We start from the raw sequence: 20,722 nt of genomic DNA on the forward strand, positions 1-20,722 counted from the left end.
TTTTAAAACACGTTGGTTACTCGCTCCAAGCGAAATGAAAAATTTTGATCAACTTTGGCGCCTCCTGGAGTAATTCTGTTCGCTACTTTCGGCGCATTGTTTTCCATTTTTACCGCAAAGCGATTTTTCGCCACTGTTTGCAGCGCTATTAAATTCACGTCCGTTTCACTATTCAATATGATTTCCCAAGTAAAAGGAGTCAGGTTCTCACCTGCATTGATCTTCGCAAACTGAACAGTATTGGTACTGCTATTGAATTTCAGAAAGTATTCTGGTGCCTTGGCAGAGGCGATCAATACTTTTCCGTCTTGGTTCTCGAGCTTTTTTAAGATAAACGCTTGTAGGTATCCTGCCTGCTTGCTAAACTGTTCTGATTGCAAGTTTTCAAATACTGCTGTATGATCGGCACTATTGTGTACCAAGGCCTTTTTAGGTCCATCTGAAGTTGGCTGATACACAAACCTGAAAAGTTCCGTCGTGTTTTGAGCTTGTAATTGCACGCTTAGTCCCAGCAATGCAACTGCAAAAAGACATAGTATTTTCTTCATAAATTATTCTTTAGATTTTAACAATTTCTCAAGTGCTTCTAAACGCGCTGTCAAATTCTCTATCGCCTTTTCTTGTTTAGAAATTTTCGTTTCTTGATCAATAGTATACAAGGTGAGCTCTTCTACTTTCTCCACCAATAACGTATTGATTTGACCGACGTTCATACCTTGAGCTACGACTTCCTTTTCGGTAGGCATATTAGGCAAGTGCTTGTACTTTTTAATAAACTGAGCTACTTTTAACAATGGCATCAACTTGTACTCTTTCGCAAAAACGTAATCGGGAAAAGTACTTACGTTAAGACGCACTTGATCTAAGGTTAAAACACCGTCTTGTAAGCGAGCCATCTCTGCATTGGCACTATTTTTAAAGGCTATAAAATCATCACCTGAATTGTTGGTATCCGGACGTAAAGTCAAGGAACCAGGTGATTGAATAGTATTCCCGCCATTTAAGGTCAAAACTCCGTCGTGGATTTTTGCCATTTCTTGATTGGTACTGTTGCGGAATGAAATAATATCGTCACCGTTATTATCCACATCCGGATGCAATACAACCGCTCCCCAACTTTGGTATTCACCACCGTCTACACGTACGTGTTTGTTTTTTACGTGCAATCCAGCAGCTGGGTTAATTCCGATTCCTACATTGGACCAATGTGTCGTATTTCCGGAAACACTAAACGCTCCGTACACATTGGTATTTCTATGAAAGTGTGTTTCGGCATAAAACCTACTCACATCATTCGTTATCAAACCTTTTTGGAAAAAGGACAACACGTGAAAAATATTATTACTCGGATTAAAATCGGCTAATTTCTTATTGGCCGCATACATTCTAATTCCTTCCAAACCTCCACGAGCATCGGTATCGGCTTTGATATCGATCCCACGTACTGTTCCAATTACATGCTGAGCATTCGCAGTGAATGAAGCCGTTCCTAAAGCCATTAACAAGGCTATTTTAATTGTCTTAATTTTCATTTTTAAATTGTTTTTTTGGATTACTCTATTCATTTTTTCTGCTAATTGGGATACCGCTAAACTACCTGCTAACAGTTGTTTAATTCGGTATCTTTTGTTACAACTAGTTTTAAATTTGACATGAGTATCCCCGTACCACAGTGCTCAAGCACTTGGTATGGTAAGCATTTGTTAAAAAATTAATTTGGAGTTACCTCAATACAGAATTATTTATTCGAGGTCTTTTTGAGCGATTCAATTGCTTTTTGTTGTTGGTCTAACTGCTTTTGTAATTGAATGATGTACAGCGTAAGTTCTTCAACTTTTTCTACGAGTTTGATATTTACTTCCCCTACATTCATTCCTTCTTTTACCACTTCGGCTTCGCTTGGCATATTTGGCAATCGCTTGTTTTTTTCGATATAAGTCGCTACCTCTTGAATAGGCATCAACTCATACTCTTTAGCGAATACGTAATCAGGAAACGTGGTTACATTCAAACGCACCTGATCAAGACTCAATACACCGTCGTGCAATCTGGCCATTTCCTCATTGGCTCCGTTGCGAAAAGAAACGATATCATTAGCTGTATCCGAAGATCCCGCTCTCAATTTCAACATTCCCGATGCCTGTAAAGTACTGTTAAACGACAAGGTCATTGTCCCGTCGGTCAAATTGGCCATTTCCTGATCTGTACTGTTTCTAAACGAAAAAATATCATCTCCTGAATTGTCGACATCTGCGTGTAAAATCATCGGTCCCCAACTTTGGTATTGACCGTTATCTAGGCGGATGTTGGCATTTTTTACATGGAGCTTTTCTAGAGGTGCATCGATACCTAATCCAATGCGGTTCCCTAACAAGTTCCCATTAAAGCGCGCCACACCACCAAAGGTAGCATTGTGTGCTGTTAATGCAGCGTTGTTGTTTAAATGTAAGGGTTGCTGCATGTACACAGGCACTGAAAAATGCGCGGCTGTTTTGGTAAGCTGCAATTTGTAATGATCTAAATTACCATTTTGACCTACTTGAAATGATATCGGCTCATAGTGGTTAGAATTGTCGTGATTGGCTCTAATGATTACGCCTCGACCACCATTAATGGGTACGTCGTACGACTGCGCGTGGGTTTGATGGGAATAGCATCCCATAGCCATTAGTATGGCTACACTTAAGGTTCTCATGTTCATATATATTGATTTTAAAATGTTTCAAAATTTAACTTCACGCTAAGCTCATCCTGTCCAAAAAGTTTACGACTTCAGGATAGGGTATACTAATGCCAATAGGGAAATGGCCTAGTTATGCAAAACGTGGGTGAATTTCTATGAAAACAAATGAGTGCGTGATGCTACGAACATCACAAATAATTTAAGAAGAGTGGTAAAGCTACGACACAGGGGCCAAACGCGCCAATTTCAGAAGTCCTATAACGCGTAATAGGATAAATTCTGGAACAAAACGCTCAACTTCTGCGGGGCATCTTTACCTGATTAGCTCCTAATTTTCAGGAGTATGGGCTGTTTAAAATTGGGGAATAAATAGCAGAATATCGTGTTAGTTATAAGTTGGTTAATCATATTTTGAAGGGTTTATATAATCTTGCTTTATAAGGGTAAGACCGTTATTTTTTTCTTATACCCTTTTACAAACATATTTTTTTTATTTCTTTAATCTTTATACTTCTGGTGCCGAATCAATTAGTATTCGCAACTATTCAATGAAACACCTTTCTTTCTTCTGTCAAATTATATATAGCCTGTGATTTGTAGTGCTGTGCTTTTCTTCTGTGCTCTCGCCGCTACAATCAAATAATTAATTTGCCCTAACTAAGACGATTTAATATATTTAGCCTTACAACTAAATTCATTTTTTCAAAAAAAAGTTACAACCATGAAGAGGTTCTTAGTATTCATCCCCTTTTTAATTGTCTTTGCAACTCGAGCTCAACATGCAGAAATTCCACTAGATACAGTGGTTACCAGCTTTCATTCGACCGTGATAAAAGGAACTCCTTTAAAGTACAAAGCGCAAACTGGAACGATGCCTTTGTTTGATAAAAACGGAAAAGCCAAAGCGAGTATTCATTATACCTATTATCAAAAAACTGGGGTTAAAGACTTAGGAAAGCGTCCCATTGTACTCTCGTTTAACGGAGGCCCAGGATCCGCTTCCGTTTGGATGCACATCGCTTATACAGGTCCTAAGCTACTCGCCATGGATACCGAAGGCTATCCGGTACAACCCTATGGCATCAAAGACAATCCGTATTCTATACTCGACGTCGCCGATATCGTATTTATCAACCCTGTAAATACAGGGTATTCGAGAGCCATTCGCGACGACAAAGGAAAAATAGATAAGAAGTACTTTTTTGGAATCAATGCAGACGCCAAATACCTCGCTGAATGGATTAGTACTTTTATGAGTAGAACCCAGCGTTGGACTTCTCCGAAATACATTATTGGAGAGAGTTACGGAGGAACTCGTGTTATGCAGTTGGCCTACGAATTACAAAATAGTCAATGGATGTACCTGAACGGAGTGATTATGGTTTCTCCTGCCGACTATCTGCTATTGCGCACAAAAAGCTCAGAGGATTACGCAGTCAACTTTCCGTATTATACCGCTGCTGCATGGTACCACAACAAACTTCCTAAAGAATTACAAGAACAGCCCTTAGAAGAAATATTGCCGAAAGCTGAAAAATTTGCCCTGCGTGAATTACTTCCAGCCTTAGCACAAGGAGCGTATATTGCAAAAGAAGAGCGACTTGCTATTGCCAGCAAAATGGCCCATTATTCAGGTATTTCAAAAACTGTGATTCTCCGTCATAACTTAGAGCTTCCCAATACGTATTTCTGGAAAGAGTTACTTAGAAACGAAGGAAAAACCATCGGTCGTTTAGATAGCCGTTACATTGGTATTGACCGAAGGGAAAGTGGAGAAAAAACGGATTTCAATCCAGAAATCGGTGCCTGGCTACACGCTTTCACCCCTGCAATTAATTACTACAACAACCGAGTTCTAAATTTCAAAACCGATGTCAAGTACAATATGTTTGGCAACGTACATCCTTGGGACTTTAGTAAAAATAATGCACGAGAAAATTTGAGGAAAGCCATGGCACAAAATCCCTACCTACAGGTTTTTGTCCAATCGGGATATTTTGACGGAGCTACTACCTATTCCGCAGCCAAGTACACCTTAGGTAAAATTGATCCGAGTGGAAAAATGCGTCACCGCCTGCAATTTAAAGCCTACAAAAGTGGTCATATGATGTATTTACGTGCGGCGGATCTTAAAAGCGCCAATGACGACCTCAGAAATTTTATACAACAAAGCTCCCAAAATATTGGAGCTGCAAAATATTAAGCTATGAAAACTGCCAATCACCAAATGCTCAGTTACGACATCTTTTGCAATCAGCATGCTGATGCACTGCAAACCGACAACAAGGACGCTGCCAGAAATACCGGTACTGTTATAGCTCCATTAAAAAGTTGGGATATTCACTGCGAGCAATTACAACGTCTGTACGCAAATCTTAGCCTTACCAAGGAACTCGGAGAGCTAAACCTGCTCGCTGGCAAATTCGGTTGGAAAAACGACCTATACACCATATTAAATTCGCAACACTACGAAGCACTTGTGGTCACCACCCTTGACAAGCACATACTATGGGTTAACCAAGGATTTACGACGATGACTGGCTACAGCAAAAAATTTGCCTTACACAAAAAGCCAAGCTTTTTACAAGGCAGGAAAACAAGTGATTCAGAACGTCAAAAGATCCGTAAAAAACTAGCACTGCAACAACCGTTTAAACAGGTATTAACCAATTACAAAAAGGACGGAACTCCGTATGCTTGTGAGCTGCATATTTTTCCTTTGTACAATGACACTACCACACATTATTTAGCTTTGGAACGAATAGCGAGTTAATTTTTTGAGCTAGGACTCCATATTTTTTTGATTATCAAAGAAATCATAAAGAATTAGTTCACTTTTTTTAGTATCTTAACAAGAGAAAAACTTGCTTTATGTTTATCGAATCTACCAACTGTAATGAAATCGCCCAACGTATCGCTGCGAAAGCTGTGGGGAAAACGGCGTTGCTTTCCATGGGAGAGCATACGGAAATCGAAGTTACTGAACTCGTTGAAGCCTTAAATCAGCAAGAAGTTCATTTTATGGGTGCTATTTTCCCAAAAGTGATTGCACATAATGAGGCTTTTGAAAAAGGTATTGTGGTCGCTGTTATTGATCAGACCAATGAAATCTATACCGTTCGGGATATCAGTAAACGCGAATACACCATTGCTCCCTATCAGTTTGAAGAAACCCTAGATTACAGTTTGGTAACTTTTGTAGACGGACTCACCTCACACATTTCTAACTATTTGGGAGCCCTCTATGAAAAATACGGAATGAAAACCAACTATTTTGGCGGTGGTGCGGGTAGTCTGAGTTTAGAACAGCAACCTTGCGTATTTTCAAGCGAAGGATTTTTTGAAGATGCCGCCGTGTATTGCTTAGTTCCAATGAAATCTGCAATCGGAGTAAAACACGGTTGGAATAAATTAGAAGGTCCCTATATCGTTACAAAAGCAGAGAAGAATACCGTGGAAGAAATTAATTGGGACACCCCATTTGACACGTATAAAGACATCGTTGAAACCGATACCAACACCGCTTTTAATGATGATAACTTTTTTGACTTGGCCAAGGGCTATCCATTAGGTATTATTAAACAAGGTGTTGACTATATTATTCGGGATCCGTTAACAGTAAACAAAGAAGGAGCCTTGGTGTGTATTGGCGAGGTTGAAGAAAACACCTTAATCAACATCATGAAAGGCGATCAGACTTCGCTATTGCAGGCTGCAAAGGATGCCGCTAACGAATGTCTTTCCAAAGCACAAAACCCAAAAACTGGAATTATAATCGACTGTATTTCCAGAGTTTTATATTTAGAAGATAACTTTAAAACAGAATTGGAAAACATTTCAAATACCATCCATGAAAAATATCCAGAACTTTCAATGACAGGAGCACTCACCCTAGGTGAGATTTCTTCGTACGGAAACGGATATATAGAATTTTATAACAAAACCATCGTAGTAGGCCTGTTTGAATAAATGGAGAAAGAAAATCAAATTTTAGATATTTTACGGCTTTACGAATACGCGATGAGTATAGGTAAATCGTTGAACTATCAAACTACTTGTGACGATTTTTTAACCCTGCTGCTCAAAAGGAGAAACCTAAATGCAGGTTGGATACTCTCAGAGCACGACGGTCGTTTTTTTAAAGAGTTTTCTATTCCTCAAGGAACTACACTTAAAAAAAAACTCCCCAAAGAACTCGAGCGCTTTTTAAAAGATATTAAGAAATATACGCTGGTTGATTACGAAGATCACTATGCAGAAATCTGCCCAATTACCATAGAATCGGGTAGTTTAGCGATTTTTTGTCTGGGTACAGAAGGGTATTTATTCCTCTATGCCAAAGGGGGAATCATGAATCAGAAAAAACTAGGTCAGTTACTGCCAGTAATCAACAAGTTTGCCGTTACTTTAGAAGCCTGTAAAGCACATGAAAACCAACAATTTTTACTGAAACGCCTCGAAGAACGCAACAAAGAACTCAACGACTATGCACATATCGTTTCGCACGATTTAAAATCGCCCTTGCGAAATATCGATGCCTTGGTATCTTGGGTACAGGAAGATCACGGTGATGAACTCAGTGAAGGAGCGCTCAGCTATATCAATCAAATTGGCGATCACATTCAACGAATGGAGTCTTTAGTTAGCGGAATTTTGGAATACTCATCCATACGTTTTAAAGATTTTAAAACCTCGTTGATCGATTTAAACAAGGTCATTGAAGGAATTATAAAACACACCCTAGTACCCCAACACATCCGTATCGAGGTTCAGAAAAACTTTCCGATCATTCAAGGAGACCTCTACAGAACACAGCAGCTCTTCCAAAATCTCATTGGCAACGCTATCAAGTACAATGACAAAGAACAGGGGCTTATCAAGGTGGGATTTACAGAACGAAATAACCGTTTTGAATACTTTGTTCAAGACAACGGTAAAGGTATTGCTCCCAAGTACCACGATAAAATTTTTAAAGTATTTCAAAAATTAGACAATAACAAAGACTCTACAGGAATCGGACTATCCATCGTACAAAAAATTGTAAGTGGTTACGGCGGTGAGATTCGTTTAGAAAGCGAATTAGGCAAGGGAACTACCTTCTATTTTACGCTGCGTCCCAACAGCTAAAATTGCCCCAGTGAACACTGAGGCAATCACTGAATTTATCGTTTCCAAGGCGGCATAAACAACCGGCGTTCTTCTTGTAAATACGCTTCCATAATCCTAGGCTTCCGATTTAGTATTTCCGTCACAGAATTGTCGCCCTTCTCAGGGTTCTTAATAGCCAATACTTCTATTTCTGCCAAGTGTCTCGCCAACCAATCTGGAAGGCCTACTTGCTTGGTTAACCGCTTCAAAAAAACAGCCCTCGTCAAATTTTCATATTGGACTTTTCTACCCGTCACTTCTGATAGCAATGCTGCCACTTCGTAATGCGTATAAGCTTTAGGGCCACGTATAGGCACCACTAGTCCGTTGTGGGGAGAAGGGTCTAACAAATATTTTGCCGCTATTTCTGCCACGTCACGAGCGTCGACATAACAACGCGCTGCCTGCTCCATAATCCCGGAGAACTTTCCAAAAAACTTAATTGGAAACGCTGTTCTTGACCAGTTTTGCATAAATGAACAGGGCTGTAACAATACGTAATTTAATGGTGATGTTTCCAAACGTTTTTCAATCATCCGATGCCAATCACTCACCTCTACATGGATAGTACTCGGAATATCGGGTGCCGACAACTTTACCAAAGTTCCTATGTTCAGTTCCTCACAAACCGATATAACAGCTATTTCGTAATCTACCTGCCTAGGATCGGTAGCGGTGAGTAAAAAAACAGCATCCGATGCTCGACAAACTGCCGCAATACTTTTTTTACAATTCAAATCCACGGCCACTGTAGCCAGTAAATCGCCATAGTCTAGCCAAGACTTAGGCAATTTTCTCCTCGGATTGCTCAATACGGCACGAACTCGACATTTTTGTTCTAGTAGGTATCGTACCAAAGGGCTCCCCACAGTTCCAGTGGCTCCAAATACCACCACGGTTTTACCTTCTGCTATTTCCTTTTTCATAGCCTTCTTAATTTTAACAAACACAGTACTGCTCCTATCGTGCTCGAGAGGAGTATATCTAGGGCCATTGACCACCAATTCATAACTTGTATCAACAGTATTGCTCCTCCTAAAACTGTAAGGAGTATACTCAATAGCAAAGGCCAGCTCGCACGTCCATTACGATAATAATTGCGACAGCTATACAACAAAGCAAAACTCACTACTGTGGCAACTAACGACGGTATTGCGATACTGGTAACACTTGCGTATAGCAACGCAGAATTCCCAGTAATCCAAGCTCCACATCCTGCCGAAATGGCTGGAAAAAAATAGGCTGGAATGCTCATTTTCAAAAGCTGATTTCCTCGAAACTTCTTTTGAATTAAAACGGATTGATTTTCTGTTACCATTGAAACGGATTATAGGTGATACCAAAACTGAGATAAGTGGCAAAGGGTTTTACCATTCGACGCACTATCGTATCATCGGTTTCCTTCCAGTGATATTTTTCATACACAGCAGTGGTTCCTTTTACCTGAAGTCCAAATTTCTTACTGAGCCAATAGGTATACTCCACTCCTACCGTTCCCGAAGTAAAAATAGTTTTACGAGCCACGGATTTTCCAGCGACATTTGCAGTTCTATATACGCTAATATCATTTAAATCACCGACCGCTCTGACACTGTGTTTCGGATGGAAATTATAGCGGATATAACTGTGAGGAACTCCGATTGCAAAGGACAGTTTTTTCGAAAAACTTCCCGCAATATTCAGCACTGGATTTACGGTAGTTTTTCCTTCTAAGGTCAGATAGCCAACACCAAAACTCACTATAAAGTATCGATCGGAACGTCGTGTATTAAAGCGTTTCTCCCCGAATAGAATTCCATTAAATCTCAAATTGTCGCGTTGATAGGCTTCCTGAAATGCTCCGTTAACATGAGGCAGTACCAAGGCATTGATCGACCAATTTTTGGCTACGGAATAGCGCAGTAATCCGCTGTAGTTTACCGAATACAAAGAGGCATTCGAAGTAAAAGGAGTTGTCGTTGCAATATCGGGTAAACGATGAATATCGGCTCCTACGGTACTGTACCACTGAAATTTCGCTGTTTGAAGGGCTGGGAGACCTATTTTAGTGCTGTAGCGTTGGTAGTTTTCAGTAGTTGTATTGTCCGTATCGGAAAACGGTGTATAATGTAAGTAAAACAAGGCCCGGTCTCTGGGTAAGCTAAAAAGCTCACCGGTTACCTGAGCATGGGTAGCTAGGCTAAAGAAGGCACATAAAAGCCCGACAATTCTCTGTATCATTTTGGTAGTATTTTAAATTCACTACAAAGATTTATCAAAATCCTCCTGTGAAAATTACCAAATGATAATTACGTAGTCACGGCTACTTCTGTGCGCTTATTTCCTTTCGAATACGACTCAAAGACTGGGGTGTGATTCCTAAAAAAAATGCTAAATCTTTAAGCGGAACCCTAAAAATCAAATCGGATCTCTTGAGGAGGTCCAAATAGCGTTCCTTGGCCGTAAGCGTTTGAAAATTGTGAACTCCACGGAGTACACTCGCAAAGGCATCTTCCCATAAAAGACGGCCAAACTTTTGCCATTTTGGATACCTATCGTACAAGCGTTCCATTTCCTGATGGGAAATACTATAGACCAAAGTATCTTCTAAGGCCTTGATGTACGACGAGGAGCGCGTATGACTTTTAAGCCTAGAAATGTCACCGATGAACTCATTTTCAAAAGCTAAATACCGCGTGTATTGAACCTCCTGAATAAGTTCGTAAATAATAAGCCCTCCTGAGGCGATAAAGTAATACTCCGTTACCACCTGCTCCTTTTTCATGATAAACTTATCTTTTGCCAGTGATTTCTCTTGAAAAAAAGAAAGGATATCCCTGAGCTCTTGCTCTGGAATATCCACGTATTTTAAAATAAATGCTCTTAATTTGTCCACTCCTTACGGGTATTTTTACCCGCTAAAGTTACGACTTTACAGGAACACCATACAAGTCAAAATCACCTGCATCTACAATTTCAATATCGATAAACTCTCCGAGTTTGATATAGTGCTCCTTGGCATCTACAATAACATCATTATCCACATCTGGTGAATCAAACTCTGTTCTTCCGTAGAAATATTCTCCGTCTTTTCTGTCGAACAAACAACGATAGGTATTTCCGATCTTTTCTTGGTTTAATTCCCATGAAATTTGCGATTGTACCTCCATGATTTCATTTACACGACGGAACTTGACATCGGCAGGAACATCATCCTCTAGATTGTAGGCCCCAGTATTTTCTTCATGCGAATATTCAAACGCTCCTAAGCGTTCAAAACGCATTTCTTCTACCCAATCTTTTAACTCTTGGAACTGCGCTTCCGTTTCTCCTGGATATCCGACAATCAAGGTTGTACGAATAGCCATATTAGGTACGTATTCTCTAAATTTTTTGATTAAGGCGGTCGTTTTTTCGTGGGTAGTACCACGCTTCATCGACTTTAGAATCTCTGTATTGATATGCTGTAAAGGAATGTCCAAATAGTTACAAACCTTTGGTTCGTTTTTCATCACTTCCAGTACGTCAACAGGAAACCCAGTAGGAAAAGCATAATGCAAACGAATCCATTCGATACCATCAACTTTTACCAAAGCTTTTAACAAATCAGCTAAGGCTCTTTTTTTGTACAGATCCAACCCGTAATAGGTTAAATCTTGTGCGATTAGCATGAGTTCTTTAATCCCCTTTTCCGCGAGTTTTGTCGCCTCAATCACCAACTCTTCGATCGGTGTTGACTTGTGTTTCCCTCGCATCAATGGAATTGCACAAAACGAACACGGGCGATCACAACCTTCGGCAATTTTTAAGTACGCATAGTGTTTTGGTGTAGTTGTCAAACGCTCACCGATGAGTTCGTGTTTGTAATCTGCTTCCAAATGTTTCAATAAGTTAGGCAAATCATGCGTTCCGAAATACTGATCCACATTCGTGATTTCTTTCTCTAAATCGGGCTTGTATCGCTCACTTAAACACCCCGTAACAAAAACTTTATCTACTTGTCCAGCTTCTTTCTTTTGCGCGTAGTGCAATATCGTATCTACACTCTCTTCCTTTGCTTTACCTATAAAACCGCAAGTATTAATTACAACGATGTTTCCTTCATCATTCTCATCCTCATGTACTACGTCTTTACCATTGGCTTTTAATTGTCCCATCAACACCTCACTGTCGTATACATTTTTAGAACAGCCTAAAGTAACTACGTTAATTTTGTTTTGTTTTGTTGTTTTTGTACGCATCTTATAAAAAATTCGGTTTGCAAAAGTATGATTTTTTAATGACTTAATTAGAAGCCAACTCAATAGTTTTCAGGAATACTTCTCCTTTGCGTTCCTCGTTCGTAGGCATATCCGAAGGCCAGTAAGGATCTTTCTGTAAATCCTTTCCCTATAAAGGTCAATCCCTGAGGTTCTCCCGTACTCTTAAGCCCAGAAGGAACGGTTAAACAGGGAAGGTTGGCAACTGCAGCTACTCCGGAATGCCAATTATTTACAGAGATAACGACATCTACCTTTCCGGAAAGCAAGGCCTCAAAGTACTGAGTTCCCACAGCTCTCAGCCTCGTTTTAATCGCGTTTAATTCATCATCACTGGTGTTATCTTCAACGATTCCTTCTAATAGTTGCTGTCCATAAGGCGCACGGATCGTCAAATCATCGCGGTTAAATGCAAGTATTTCTTCAACGTTTTTCACGGAGACACCCGCTGCAGCACGCGTAGTTAGATACTTAGGTAAATCGCGTTTCATATCTGCGGTCAGCCACGTCAAAAAGCCGTCAAAGTCTGGATTCTCTGGAGCCAAAACCACGAGTTCTGCTCCTTGTCTTTTGAAAAAATCCGTTGCTTTCACATATAGCGAATCCGATAAGAGCCCTTTTAACACTCCGATTTTCTTTCCTTGAAGAAAATCTTCAGATTTCTCAAAATTACTGTATTTCTGCTCCCCCTGTTCCTCCATGCTTTCGTCGGCTGTATCCAACCCTTGCATGGCTTCAAGCCCTAAGGCTACATCCTCGACACAGATCCCCATGGGGCCTGGGGTATCTAGATCATGAGATATCGGAACGATTCCCGTTCTGCTCAAAACTCCTATGGTCGGTTTCAATCCAACAATACTATTCTGAGCAGCAGGTGATATAATAGAACCTGACGTTTCGGAACCCACTGCCAACGCAGCGTAGTTCACTGCCATTGCTACGGCACTTCCAGAACTCGACCCTCCTGACTCAAATTGACCTCTACCAAAAGGATTGAGTGTTTGCCCACCGACGGCACTGTAGCCTAGAGGGCAATTTTCACAGAAAAAATAAGCCCATTCACTCAAATTTGCCTTTCCTAAAATCAGCGCTCCTGCCTTCCGTAATTGTCGGGTAATAAACGCGTCATTTTCGGTCGTATTACCTGCTAAAACTTCCGCTCCTGCAGTAGTTGCCGACCAATCCGCCTCTATATTATCCTTTAACAACACGGGGATTCCATACAGTAGAGGACGCTGTTTCATACTTGCATAGGCCTGATCTTTAGCACGGGCTTGCGCTAGTACTTCTTTGTTCAGGGAAATTATGGCTTGTAATGACTTTTTTGCATCCGTTTCATAAAGCTGAATTCTGTATAAATACACCAAGGTCAACGCTTCATAGCTCAATTTCTTCTCTGCTACAGCTTGCTGAATTTCTGAGATACTCTTTCCTATCACCAATGGGGCCAGCTGTTGATAATCTTCTGCGGTAAAGTCTAATAAGGCCTCTTCAAAAGGAATCAACTCATTACTAACGGCATGGCTATACGAATGAACTAACGCAAACTGCAATCTCGGATTCTCTTGCGTTTTAGACCTTGCAATCAGTAAGGAATCTGTTGTTGAAAAAACCTTGTCTTCAATTACTTCTTCTTTTTTGGCTTTACATGCCACCATCATCGACAGTAGCACTGTACCTAAAAATAAAATTCTCATGGGTATTAAATTGATACTCAAATATAAAACAAAAAGAGCTGTGCTACTGCACAACTCTTTTGTCTTTTATTTCTTGTTAGATTTTTACTATTTAAAAAAGCTATCTACAAATTCAAACTTATTAAATACCTGTAAATCATCAATACCTTCTCCGACACCGATATACTTTACGGGAATTTTAAACTGGTCAGAAATTCCGATAACCACACCTCCTTTTGCTGTACCGTCTAACTTAGTCACGGCCAGAGAGGTTACCTCAGTTGCTTTTGTAAATTGTTTTGCTTGTTCAAAGGCATTTTGTCCGGTAGAACCGTCCAGAACGAGCAATACATCGTGTGGGGCATCAGGAATCACCTTTTGCATCACGCGTTTAATTTTAGAAAGCTCATTCATCAAATTCACCTTATTGTGTAAACGTCCAGCTGTATCAATAATAATTACATCAGCATCTTGATTCACACCCGACATAACAGTATCATAAGCGACGGACGCTGGGTCAGAGCCCATTTCTTGACGTACAATTGGCACTTCGGTTCTATCAGCCCATACTTGTAACTGATCAATAGCGGCAGCTCTAAAGGTATCTGCAGCTCCTAAAACTACTTTTAGTCCTTTTTTCTTAAACTGCGAAGCTAATTTTCCAATCGTGGTTGTCTTTCCAACTCCATTCACACCAACCACCATCAACACATAAGGCTTGGTTTTGGCAGGTACTACAAAATCCGTTTCATCACCTGTGTTGGTTTCAGAAAGCAATCCTGCAATTTCTTCACGAAGTATTTTATTCAACTCATCGGTTCCCAAATATTTATCACGAGACACGCGAGCTTCAATACGATCAATAATTTTTAAGGTGGTCTCAACCCCTACATCAGATGATACCAATACTTCCTCTAAATTATCTAAAACATCATCATCTACTTTCGACTTTCCTGCAACGGCTTTTGATAACTTAGAAAAGAAACTAGACTTCGTCTTCTCTAGTCCTTTATCGAGGGTTTCCTTCTTCTCTTTTGAGAAAATTTTCTTAAAAAAACTCATGTTTAAATTTTACTATCGCTTCTAATAGGTTAAAAATTATACCAAAAACCACGTAAGCGCCAAATTGTCATTTATCGACTGGTACTGAGCGTCACTGTTACATAACTGAGAGCGCATTCATACATTTTCCGACAGACCTGACGTCCTTATGGGTAACGTCCAAAAATACAGTTTTTTAACACATAAAAAAAGCTACTTTCAAAAGTATTGAAAGTAGCTTTATTCTAAACTGTTTACAAGATTACTTTTTAGCTAAAAAGTCATTTACTTGTGTAGGATCCATAATAGCTTCAACAAATGTGTAAGCTCCTGATTTTGGAGACTTTACCATTTTGATAGCTTTGGTTAATCTCTTTGAACCTGTTTGTAAAGTTGCTACTGATTTCTTTGCCATGTCCTTATAAGGTATTTGTTTTTAATATCAAATGCACAAGACATTTAACCATTAAAAATCGGTAATTATTTAATTTCTTTATGAACTGTCATCTTCTTCAAGATTGGATTAAATTTCTTTAATTCCATTCTGTCCGGAGTGTTCTTCTTATTCTTTGTAGTGATATAACGTGAAGTTCCTGGTTGACCAGAAGCTTTGTGCTCAGTACATTCTAAAATTACTTGAACTCTGTTTCCTTTTTTTGCCATCTCTCTAAAATTTTATCTAGTAAGGAATTATTTTGTTAAGAAACCTTTTTCTCTAGCTTCTTTGATAACAGCAGAGATTCCTTTTTTATTAATATTTTTTAATGCAGAAGCAGACACTTTTAATGTTACCCATTTATCCTCTTCTGGAATATAGAAACGCTTAGTCATTAAATTAGCGTTAAATTTTCTTTTAGTTCTATTTAAAGCGTGTGATACATTGTTACCTACCATCGCTTTTTTTCCTGTTAATTCACAAACTCTAGACATCTTCTTGACAGTTTTTAGTGTTATTTCTAAACGAGGTGCAAATATACGAACTTTTCGCAGAATTAAACAAAATATTCTGTATTAATTTTTTAGAATCTTTTTTTGCAAGAGCTCTAAAGACTTTGTCACCGTCCTATTTATCACCTTTTCACGAGGTTGACCAAAGTTAAACTCCTGTACCTCAACCCCCTCTTTATTTGCTAGTGCAATATAAACCAATCCTACACTTTTATCATTGTGATCCGTAGTAGGACCCGCATTACCCGTCACGGCAATTGCATAATCCGTTTTTAACACCTTTAATGCCCCTGTAGCCATCTCTGCTGCCACTTCTTTACTTACCACAGTAAAAGTGTCAATAGTAGCTTCTTTAACGTCCAGCAATTGCTGTTTTAACGCCGCCGTATAGGTAATCATTCCTCCTTTAAAATAAGCGGAAGATCCCGGTACCTCAACCAGGGTAGCTGCAATTTTACCTCCTGTTAAACTCTCTGCTGTCCCCAAGCTTTGCTCGCGCTCTTGTAGTAATATCCCTACTTGCTTTTCCAATGACATACCATTCTCACTCCCCGCAATAATGTCTGATAACATCGAAGCTAACTCTTCTTGCTTTTGCTTCATCAATGTGCTGAGTGTTTCCTCATCCTTGCTTTTTCCCGTTAAGCGCAAACGCACTCTTCCAAAGGAAGGCAAATACGCCAATTTGATCTCCTGAGGCAAGGCATCTTCCCAAGCTTCAATGCGCTCCGCAATAATGCTTTCCCCTGTACCATAAGTCATCAAGGTAAAATTTTGAATAAAAGGAAGGTCAAAACGCTGTTGTAACCTCGGCAGGACTTCATAGGTAATAAGTCCTTTCATCTCATAAGGGACTCCCGGCAGTGAAACAAAAACAGTCTCCGCTTCCTCAAACCACATCCCTGGTGCTGTTCCGAAACGATTCATCAATAAGGTCGCTTTTGACGGCAACTGCGCTTGGTAGCGTTGTACCTCGTTAAAAGGGTGCTTTACCTTGTTCAAGATCCTTTTGATGTTTTCGATGACCTCTGGGTATTCCACAACTTCGGTATCATTAAAGTAGGACGCAATAGTCTTTTTTGTGATATCGTCTTTCGTCGGACCTAAGCCTCCTGTAATAATGACAATATCCGCGCGGGATTGCGCTTCCTCTAACGCGTTTAATATGTGAGTTCGATCATCCTGAATAGACGATATTTGAAATACCGACACTCCTATTTTTGTCAACTCACCTGCAATCCAATGTGAATTGGTATCGACAATTTGACCGATGAGAATTTCATCGCCAATAGTTATAATTTCTGCTTTCATCTTTATGACTTTCCTATTTCATTAATATTAGGCTCACGCTGTTTGGCTTGCCTTTCCCATTACTTTCTAACAAATAATACGAGAGGTAACAGAAAGCTATCTCCGCTGACATCACTATTAACGCATAGCCAGAACCACTGGTTCCCTCTAAAAACTGGGAATCGAATACAAAGGCAATCAGGCCCAGAATAATTCCTAGTACCAAAGCTCCCGCATAAAAAATGATTCCTAAAATAGCCGCTCACCACCTAGGTTTGTGACAAATTTTAGCTATGTCAAAAAATTTCTTACTGATAAACAGGAATAGTACTAACCCCAGTGGCACGCTTATTTGATTTTAATCGAAAATGCTTCCTTTCCGTCTATGACACCTTTTAGAACATCTCCATCTTTTACAGGACCTACACCTGCCGGAGTTCCCGTAAAAATAATATCGCCTTTTTTCAACGTAAAATACTGCGAAACATAACTGATGAGTTCATCTATTTTCCACAGCATATTTTCGGTATTTCCGTCTTGAACTACTTCGTCGTTCTTCCATAATTGGAAAGGCAACTTTTCGAGATCAAAGGCTTCTTTTGGAAAAAATTCACCAACCACTGCGCTTCCGTCAAAAGCTTTTGCCTTTTCCCAAGGCAATCCTTTAGCCTTGCATTCACTTTGCACATCGCGAGCGGTAAAATCGATTCCAAGACCAATGGTATCGTAATACTTAGGGGCAAATTTCGGAGAAATGTGTTTTCCGACTTTGTTAATTTTCACAAGTACCTCTACTTCATAGTGTATATCTTCAGAGAAAGTAGGGATGAAGAACGGCATTTTTTTAGGTAAAATGGCCGAATCGGGTTTTAAAAAAACCACGGGATTTTCTGGTCGTTCATTCGCTAATTCAGCAATGTGTTTCGCGTAATTTCGACCTATGCATATAATTTTCATTCGTATCTTAATTAAGTATCGTCTCAGTTAAAAAAAGAACCTTGTAAACACGTTGTTTACAAGGCGATTTTATATCTGCTATGGAATCCACTTTTTCTCAAAGTTAGGCTTGCGTTTTTCTAAGAACGCATCTCTACCTTCTTTGGCTTCCTCTGTCATGTAGGCTAATCGGGTAGCTTCACCTGCAAATACTTGCTGTCCAACCATACCATCATCTGTCAAATTCATAGCGAATTTCAACATTTTAATTGAAGTTGGAGATTTCGCTAAAATTTCCTGTGCCCACTCATAGGCCGTTGATTCTAATTCATCGTGAGGAATTACGGCATTGACCATTCCCATTTCATAAGCTTCTTGGGCAGAGTAATTTCTACCGAGGAAAAAGATCTCCCTCGCTTTTTTCTGTCCTACCATTTTCGCTAAATACGCCGATCCATATCCAGCATCAAATGAAGTAACGTCCGCATCTGTTTGTTTAAAAATAGCGTGTTCTTTACTCGCTAGCGTCAAATCACAAACCACGTGTAAACTGTGACCTCCTCCTACTGCCCATCCTGGAACAACACAGATAACGGCTTTGGGCATAAAACGAATCAATCGCTGTACCTCCAGGATATTTAAACGATGGTACCCATCTTGTCCTACATATCCTTGATGACCTCTTGCCTTCTGATCACCTCCAGAACAGAAACTCCAAACACCGTCTTTCGTAGAAGGCCCTTCTGCTGATAATAACACAACTCCGATAGAAGTATCTTCATGTGCATCCTTAAACGCATCTAACAACTCGCTCGTCGTGTGCGGACGAAAGGCGTTTCTGACATTGGGTCTGTTAAACGCAATTCTAGCAACACCGTTTGATTTCTTGTAAGTAATATCTTCATATTCCTTTACTGTTTTCCAGTCAGGTTGTATCATAATTTTAAACTATTATCGTTATAGAAAGCAAAAATAACAATATAACTTAATTTCTTTTTTATATTTGACCATATAAACGAATCCCTATGAAATACCTATCCCTCATATGTGCGCTTTGTGTTTCGGTGAATGTGTTTTCTCAGAAAGTCATCACCAAATCTATCGACTCTAAAGAATTAAAAAGAAAGCGCAAGGTAAAAATATATCTACCCAAAAACTACGACAAAGATTTAACGGCTAACTATCCAGTTGCCGTTGTTTTAGGAAGCGAATACTTATTTGATTTGTACGTGGGTAATGCAAAACTCTTTGCCAATGCCGACAAGGCACCACGTCAGATTGTGGTTGGAATCGACATGACCGGAACCTATGCAAAGGACGTTTCCATAGTTCCAGCGACCAATTTACTCACTTCGCGTTCAGGTCATTTTTACAACTTTATCAAGCACGAACTCCTTCCGTATATGGAGGCTAATTTTAAAACCTCTCCATTCATGACCATCGTAGGGGAAGGAAAAGGCGCTAACTTTCTTACGCATTACCTGAAAGAAGCCCAGCCTATTTTCAATGCCTATATCTGCGCTACACCTGAATTTGCTCAATTCACTCCAGAAATTATTAAATCGTATACCCTAAAGCGCTTGGGTAGTATTGACAACAGTTACTTTATTTATGCGAGTAACTCCGAGAAACAAACCACAAAAGAGCTCTATGATCGTTTTAACAACATCGGTACTTACCTCTCGTCTTTTGAATCAGAAAATTTGAAGTTTACCTTCGACAAGTTTCAAAGCTCGCCTAGTTTTTTAGCTACCATCAGTGAAACTATTCCTAGGGCATTCACAGAGATGTTTGCACTGTATTCAAAAATCACCAAAGAAGAATACGAGACCAAAGTAAAAGACTTAGATCCGCTTGACGCTATTAAATACTTAGAAAAAAAATATCTTGACATCCAGTATTTATACGGTTCCAATATGAATGTCCGATTGGACGATGTCTATGCTATTGAAGGTATTGTTATCGATAAACAAAACGGTGATTACCTTCGAGTATTGGGTGATTTTGTGATGATCAAATACCCTGATTTACATTTAGGAGATTTCTATATCGGTAAATTTTATGAAATAGGTAAAGACTACGAAAAAGCTGATTTTTATTACAAGGCCGCCTATGGTAAAATGGACCCTTCTGATCCTAACGCGAACGATTTTTACGAAAATATTATTCGTGTTAACAGTTTATTGGAAAAGCAGAAAGCTGCGGATCCTGAATTGGCTCCCGAAGAAACTCCTGAAGAAGAAGAAAACAATCCGGATGAAGAAGAAGGTGGTGACGGCGGTAACCGCTAGTCAAATCGCATGCACGAGTCAGCGACCTAAGTCGCTACCCCTATGCTGCTAGCTTTATTTTTGCATCAATCGAATACAATCTTTTTCCAAAGAAATTACGCGCTGTTTGTACAGTGCACCAATAGCTCTCTTGAATGCCTTTTTACTCATTTGTAGTTGAAACTTAACGGCTTCGGGAGAGCTTTTATCTGTCAAGAGTAATACCCCGTCTTTTTGCTTTAATTTTTCTAACACTTTCGTGACGTCCGCGTCGATTACATTTTTAAAGCCTTGGGGTTGTAACGATACATCTACTTTTTCATCTTCTCGAAGTTTTTTAACGTATCCTTTGACGTGCATGCCCTCTTCCAATTCGGTGAACACTTCGTTTTTGTAAAGTAGGCCCTCTATTTCTTCGTTGATCAACACGGTGTATCCCAAGTGGGTACGTACTCCTATGATTAAATCAACTTCTTGTCCTTCTTGTAACAT

At 39.6% G+C, this 20,722-nt stretch carries 22 protein-coding genes; 5 read left to right on the forward strand and 17 right to left on the reverse strand.

Annotated features, from left to right (window positions below):
• Window positions 1–2: 2 nt before the first annotated feature.
• The 3 genes from ACXAG7_RS08240 to ACXAG7_RS08250 all read right to left on the reverse strand — a co-directional run bounded on the left by ACXAG7_RS08240 (window position 3) and on the right by ACXAG7_RS08250 (window position 2,701).
• Window positions 3–548 (reverse strand): hypothetical protein, encoded by a 546-nt coding sequence (locus ACXAG7_RS08240; RefSeq protein WP_476666569.1) that lies wholly within the window; start codon window positions 546–548, stop codon window positions 3–5.
• 3 nt (window positions 549–551) lie between these two features.
• Entirely contained in the window at window positions 552–1,532 is a 981-nt protein-coding gene (locus ACXAG7_RS08245; protein WP_408044833.1) for a hypothetical protein, read from the reverse strand.
• A 206-nt stretch (window positions 1,533–1,738) separates the two neighbouring features.
• The gene (locus tag ACXAG7_RS08250; protein ID WP_476666570.1) at window positions 1,739–2,701 is read right to left on the reverse strand and encodes a hypothetical protein; all 963 of its coding nucleotides are present in this window, start codon (window positions 2,699–2,701) and stop codon (window positions 1,739–1,741) included.
• Window positions 2,702–3,404: 703 nt separating this feature from the next.
• On the opposite strand from ACXAG7_RS08250, the gene ACXAG7_RS08255 reads away from it, so the two are divergent.
• The 4 genes from ACXAG7_RS08255 to ACXAG7_RS08270 all read left to right on the forward strand — a co-directional run bounded on the left by ACXAG7_RS08255 (window position 3,405) and on the right by ACXAG7_RS08270 (window position 7,810).
• Complete coding sequence (locus ACXAG7_RS08255) at window positions 3,405–4,886, forward strand: S10 family peptidase (RefSeq protein ID WP_476666571.1); 1,482 nt, start codon at window positions 3,405–3,407, stop codon at window positions 4,884–4,886.
• 3 nt (window positions 4,887–4,889) lie between these two features.
• Window positions 4,890–5,456 (forward strand): PAS domain-containing protein, encoded by a 567-nt coding sequence (locus ACXAG7_RS08260; RefSeq protein WP_408044836.1) that lies wholly within the window; start codon window positions 4,890–4,892, stop codon window positions 5,454–5,456.
• Between the two features lie 98 nt (window positions 5,457–5,554).
• Complete coding sequence (locus ACXAG7_RS08265) at window positions 5,555–6,652, forward strand: FIST signal transduction protein (RefSeq protein WP_476666572.1); 1,098 nt, start codon at window positions 5,555–5,557, stop codon at window positions 6,650–6,652.
• Complete coding sequence (locus ACXAG7_RS08270; protein WP_476666573.1) at window positions 6,653–7,810, forward strand: sensor histidine kinase; 1,158 nt, start codon at window positions 6,653–6,655, stop codon at window positions 7,808–7,810.
• A 35-nt stretch (window positions 7,811–7,845) separates the two neighbouring features.
• Here ACXAG7_RS08270 and ACXAG7_RS08275 read toward each other — a convergent pair whose 3' ends face one another.
• The 13 genes from ACXAG7_RS08275 to ACXAG7_RS08335 form a co-directional block, all read right to left on the reverse strand.
• On the reverse strand, window positions 7,846–8,757 hold the full coding sequence (locus ACXAG7_RS08275; protein WP_408044839.1) for an NmrA family NAD(P)-binding protein: 912 nt from the start codon (window positions 8,755–8,757) through the stop codon (window positions 7,846–7,848).
• The gene (locus ACXAG7_RS08280) at window positions 8,754–9,149 is read right to left on the reverse strand and encodes a hypothetical protein (RefSeq protein WP_408044840.1); all 396 of its coding nucleotides are present in this window, start codon (window positions 9,147–9,149) and stop codon (window positions 8,754–8,756) included. Before ACXAG7_RS08280 ends, ACXAG7_RS08275 begins: the two co-directional genes overlap by 4 nt.
• Window positions 9,143–10,051, reverse strand: a complete 909-nt coding sequence (locus ACXAG7_RS08285; RefSeq protein WP_476666574.1) for a hypothetical protein — start codon at window positions 10,049–10,051, stop codon at window positions 9,143–9,145. The genes ACXAG7_RS08280 and ACXAG7_RS08285 overlap by 7 nt, the downstream gene beginning before the upstream one ends.
• Window positions 10,052–10,133: 82 nt before the next feature.
• Entirely contained in the window at window positions 10,134–10,706 is a 573-nt protein-coding gene (locus ACXAG7_RS08290; protein ID WP_408044842.1) for a Crp/Fnr family transcriptional regulator, read from the reverse strand.
• A 28-nt stretch (window positions 10,707–10,734) separates the two neighbouring features.
• Complete coding sequence (gene rimO, locus ACXAG7_RS08295; RefSeq protein ID WP_476666575.1) at window positions 10,735–12,051, reverse strand: 30S ribosomal protein S12 methylthiotransferase RimO; 1,317 nt, start codon at window positions 12,049–12,051, stop codon at window positions 10,735–10,737.
• A 59-nt stretch (window positions 12,052–12,110) separates the two neighbouring features.
• The gene (locus ACXAG7_RS08300) at window positions 12,111–13,766 is read right to left on the reverse strand and encodes an amidase family protein (protein ID WP_476666576.1); all 1,656 of its coding nucleotides are present in this window, start codon (window positions 13,764–13,766) and stop codon (window positions 12,111–12,113) included.
• A gap of 87 nt (window positions 13,767–13,853) precedes the next feature.
• Entirely contained in the window at window positions 13,854–14,807 is a 954-nt protein-coding gene (gene ftsY / locus ACXAG7_RS08305) for a signal recognition particle-docking protein FtsY (protein ID WP_408044845.1), read from the reverse strand.
• A 241-nt stretch (window positions 14,808–15,048) separates the two neighbouring features.
• A complete protein-coding gene (locus ACXAG7_RS08310) occupies window positions 15,049–15,201 on the reverse strand; it encodes a DUF4295 domain-containing protein (RefSeq protein ID WP_086030136.1) in 153 nt (50 codons plus the stop codon).
• Window positions 15,202–15,266: 65 nt separating this feature from the next.
• Window positions 15,267–15,449 (reverse strand): 50S ribosomal protein L33, encoded by a 183-nt coding sequence (rpmG, locus tag ACXAG7_RS08315; RefSeq protein ID WP_013070733.1) that lies wholly within the window; start codon window positions 15,447–15,449, stop codon window positions 15,267–15,269.
• A gap of 27 nt (window positions 15,450–15,476) precedes the next feature.
• On the reverse strand, window positions 15,477–15,716 hold the full coding sequence (gene rpmB, locus ACXAG7_RS08320; protein ID WP_020082122.1) for a 50S ribosomal protein L28: 240 nt from the start codon (window positions 15,714–15,716) through the stop codon (window positions 15,477–15,479).
• A gap of 81 nt (window positions 15,717–15,797) precedes the next feature.
• Window positions 15,798–17,045, reverse strand: a complete 1,248-nt coding sequence (locus tag ACXAG7_RS08325) for a competence/damage-inducible protein A (protein WP_408044847.1) — start codon at window positions 17,043–17,045, stop codon at window positions 15,798–15,800.
• Window positions 17,046–17,372: 327 nt separating this feature from the next.
• On the reverse strand, window positions 17,373–17,981 hold the full coding sequence (locus ACXAG7_RS08330) for a fumarylacetoacetate hydrolase family protein (RefSeq protein WP_408044848.1): 609 nt from the start codon (window positions 17,979–17,981) through the stop codon (window positions 17,373–17,375).
• A gap of 78 nt (window positions 17,982–18,059) precedes the next feature.
• Complete coding sequence (locus ACXAG7_RS08335; protein ID WP_476666577.1) at window positions 18,060–18,899, reverse strand: 1,4-dihydroxy-2-naphthoyl-CoA synthase; 840 nt, start codon at window positions 18,897–18,899, stop codon at window positions 18,060–18,062.
• 86 nt (window positions 18,900–18,985) lie between these two features.
• Here ACXAG7_RS08335 and ACXAG7_RS08340 point away from each other — a divergent pair, with 86 nt between their 5' ends.
• Window positions 18,986–20,251 (forward strand): alpha/beta hydrolase, encoded by a 1,266-nt coding sequence (locus tag ACXAG7_RS08340; RefSeq protein WP_476666578.1) that lies wholly within the window; start codon window positions 18,986–18,988, stop codon window positions 20,249–20,251.
• Between the two features lie 54 nt (window positions 20,252–20,305).
• On the opposite strand, the gene ACXAG7_RS08345 is transcribed toward ACXAG7_RS08340, so the two are convergent.
• Window positions 20,306–20,722, reverse strand: coding sequence for a S1 RNA-binding domain-containing protein (locus tag ACXAG7_RS08345; protein WP_476666579.1), 417 nt, complete (start codon window positions 20,720–20,722; stop codon window positions 20,306–20,308).

Source organism: Tenacibaculum sp. AWR4_210 (assembly GCF_056160945.1).

What these genes read in the sequence shown, in the direction of transcription:
- ACXAG7_RS08240 (WP_476666569.1), bottom strand. Translation starts at nt 548, where the DNA reads ATGAAGAAAATACTATGTCTTTTTGCAGTTGCATTGCTGGGACTAAGC.
- ACXAG7_RS08245 (WP_408044833.1), bottom strand. Translation starts at nt 1,532, where the DNA reads ATGAAAATTAAGACAATTAAAATAGCCTTGTTAATGGCTTTAGGAACG.
- ACXAG7_RS08250 (WP_476666570.1), bottom strand. Translation starts at nt 2,701, where the DNA reads ATGAACATGAGAACCTTAAGTGTAGCCATACTAATGGCTATGGGATGC.
- ACXAG7_RS08255 (WP_476666571.1), top strand. Translation starts at nt 3,405, where the DNA reads ATGAAGAGGTTCTTAGTATTCATCCCCTTTTTAATTGTCTTTGCAACT.
- ACXAG7_RS08260 (WP_408044836.1), top strand. Translation starts at nt 4,890, where the DNA reads ATGAAAACTGCCAATCACCAAATGCTCAGTTACGACATCTTTTGCAAT.
- ACXAG7_RS08265 (WP_476666572.1), top strand. Translation starts at nt 5,555, where the DNA reads ATGTTTATCGAATCTACCAACTGTAATGAAATCGCCCAACGTATCGCT.
- ACXAG7_RS08270 (WP_476666573.1), top strand. Translation starts at nt 6,653, where the DNA reads ATGGAGAAAGAAAATCAAATTTTAGATATTTTACGGCTTTACGAATAC.
- ACXAG7_RS08275 (WP_408044839.1), bottom strand. Translation starts at nt 8,757, where the DNA reads ATGAAAAAGGAAATAGCAGAAGGTAAAACCGTGGTGGTATTTGGAGCC.
- ACXAG7_RS08280 (WP_408044840.1), bottom strand. Translation starts at nt 9,149, where the DNA reads ATGGTAACAGAAAATCAATCCGTTTTAATTCAAAAGAAGTTTCGAGGA.
- ACXAG7_RS08285 (WP_476666574.1), bottom strand. Translation starts at nt 10,051, where the DNA reads ATGATACAGAGAATTGTCGGGCTTTTATGTGCCTTCTTTAGCCTAGCT.
- rimO (WP_476666575.1), bottom strand. Translation starts at nt 12,051, where the DNA reads ATGCGTACAAAAACAACAAAACAAAACAAAATTAACGTAGTTACTTTA.
- ACXAG7_RS08300 (WP_476666576.1), bottom strand. Translation starts at nt 13,766, where the DNA reads ATGAGAATTTTATTTTTAGGTACAGTGCTACTGTCGATGATGGTGGCA.
- ftsY (WP_408044845.1), bottom strand. Translation starts at nt 14,807, where the DNA reads ATGAGTTTTTTTAAGAAAATTTTCTCAAAAGAGAAGAAGGAAACCCTC.
- ACXAG7_RS08310 (WP_086030136.1), bottom strand. Translation starts at nt 15,201, where the DNA reads ATGGCAAAGAAATCAGTAGCAACTTTACAAACAGGTTCAAAGAGATTA.
- rpmG (WP_013070733.1), bottom strand. Translation starts at nt 15,449, where the DNA reads ATGGCAAAAAAAGGAAACAGAGTTCAAGTAATTTTAGAATGTACTGAG.
- rpmB (WP_020082122.1), bottom strand. Translation starts at nt 15,716, where the DNA reads ATGTCTAGAGTTTGTGAATTAACAGGAAAAAAAGCGATGGTAGGTAAC.
- ACXAG7_RS08325 (WP_408044847.1), bottom strand. Translation starts at nt 17,045, where the DNA reads ATGAAAGCAGAAATTATAACTATTGGCGATGAAATTCTCATCGGTCAA.
- ACXAG7_RS08330 (WP_408044848.1), bottom strand. Translation starts at nt 17,981, where the DNA reads ATGAAAATTATATGCATAGGTCGAAATTACGCGAAACACATTGCTGAA.
- ACXAG7_RS08335 (WP_476666577.1), bottom strand. Translation starts at nt 18,899, where the DNA reads ATGATACAACCTGACTGGAAAACAGTAAAGGAATATGAAGATATTACT.
- ACXAG7_RS08340 (WP_476666578.1), top strand. Translation starts at nt 18,986, where the DNA reads ATGAAATACCTATCCCTCATATGTGCGCTTTGTGTTTCGGTGAATGTG.
- ACXAG7_RS08345 (WP_476666579.1), bottom strand. Translation starts at nt 20,722, where the DNA reads ATGTTACAAGAAGGACAAGAAGTTGATTTAATCATAGGAGTACGTACC.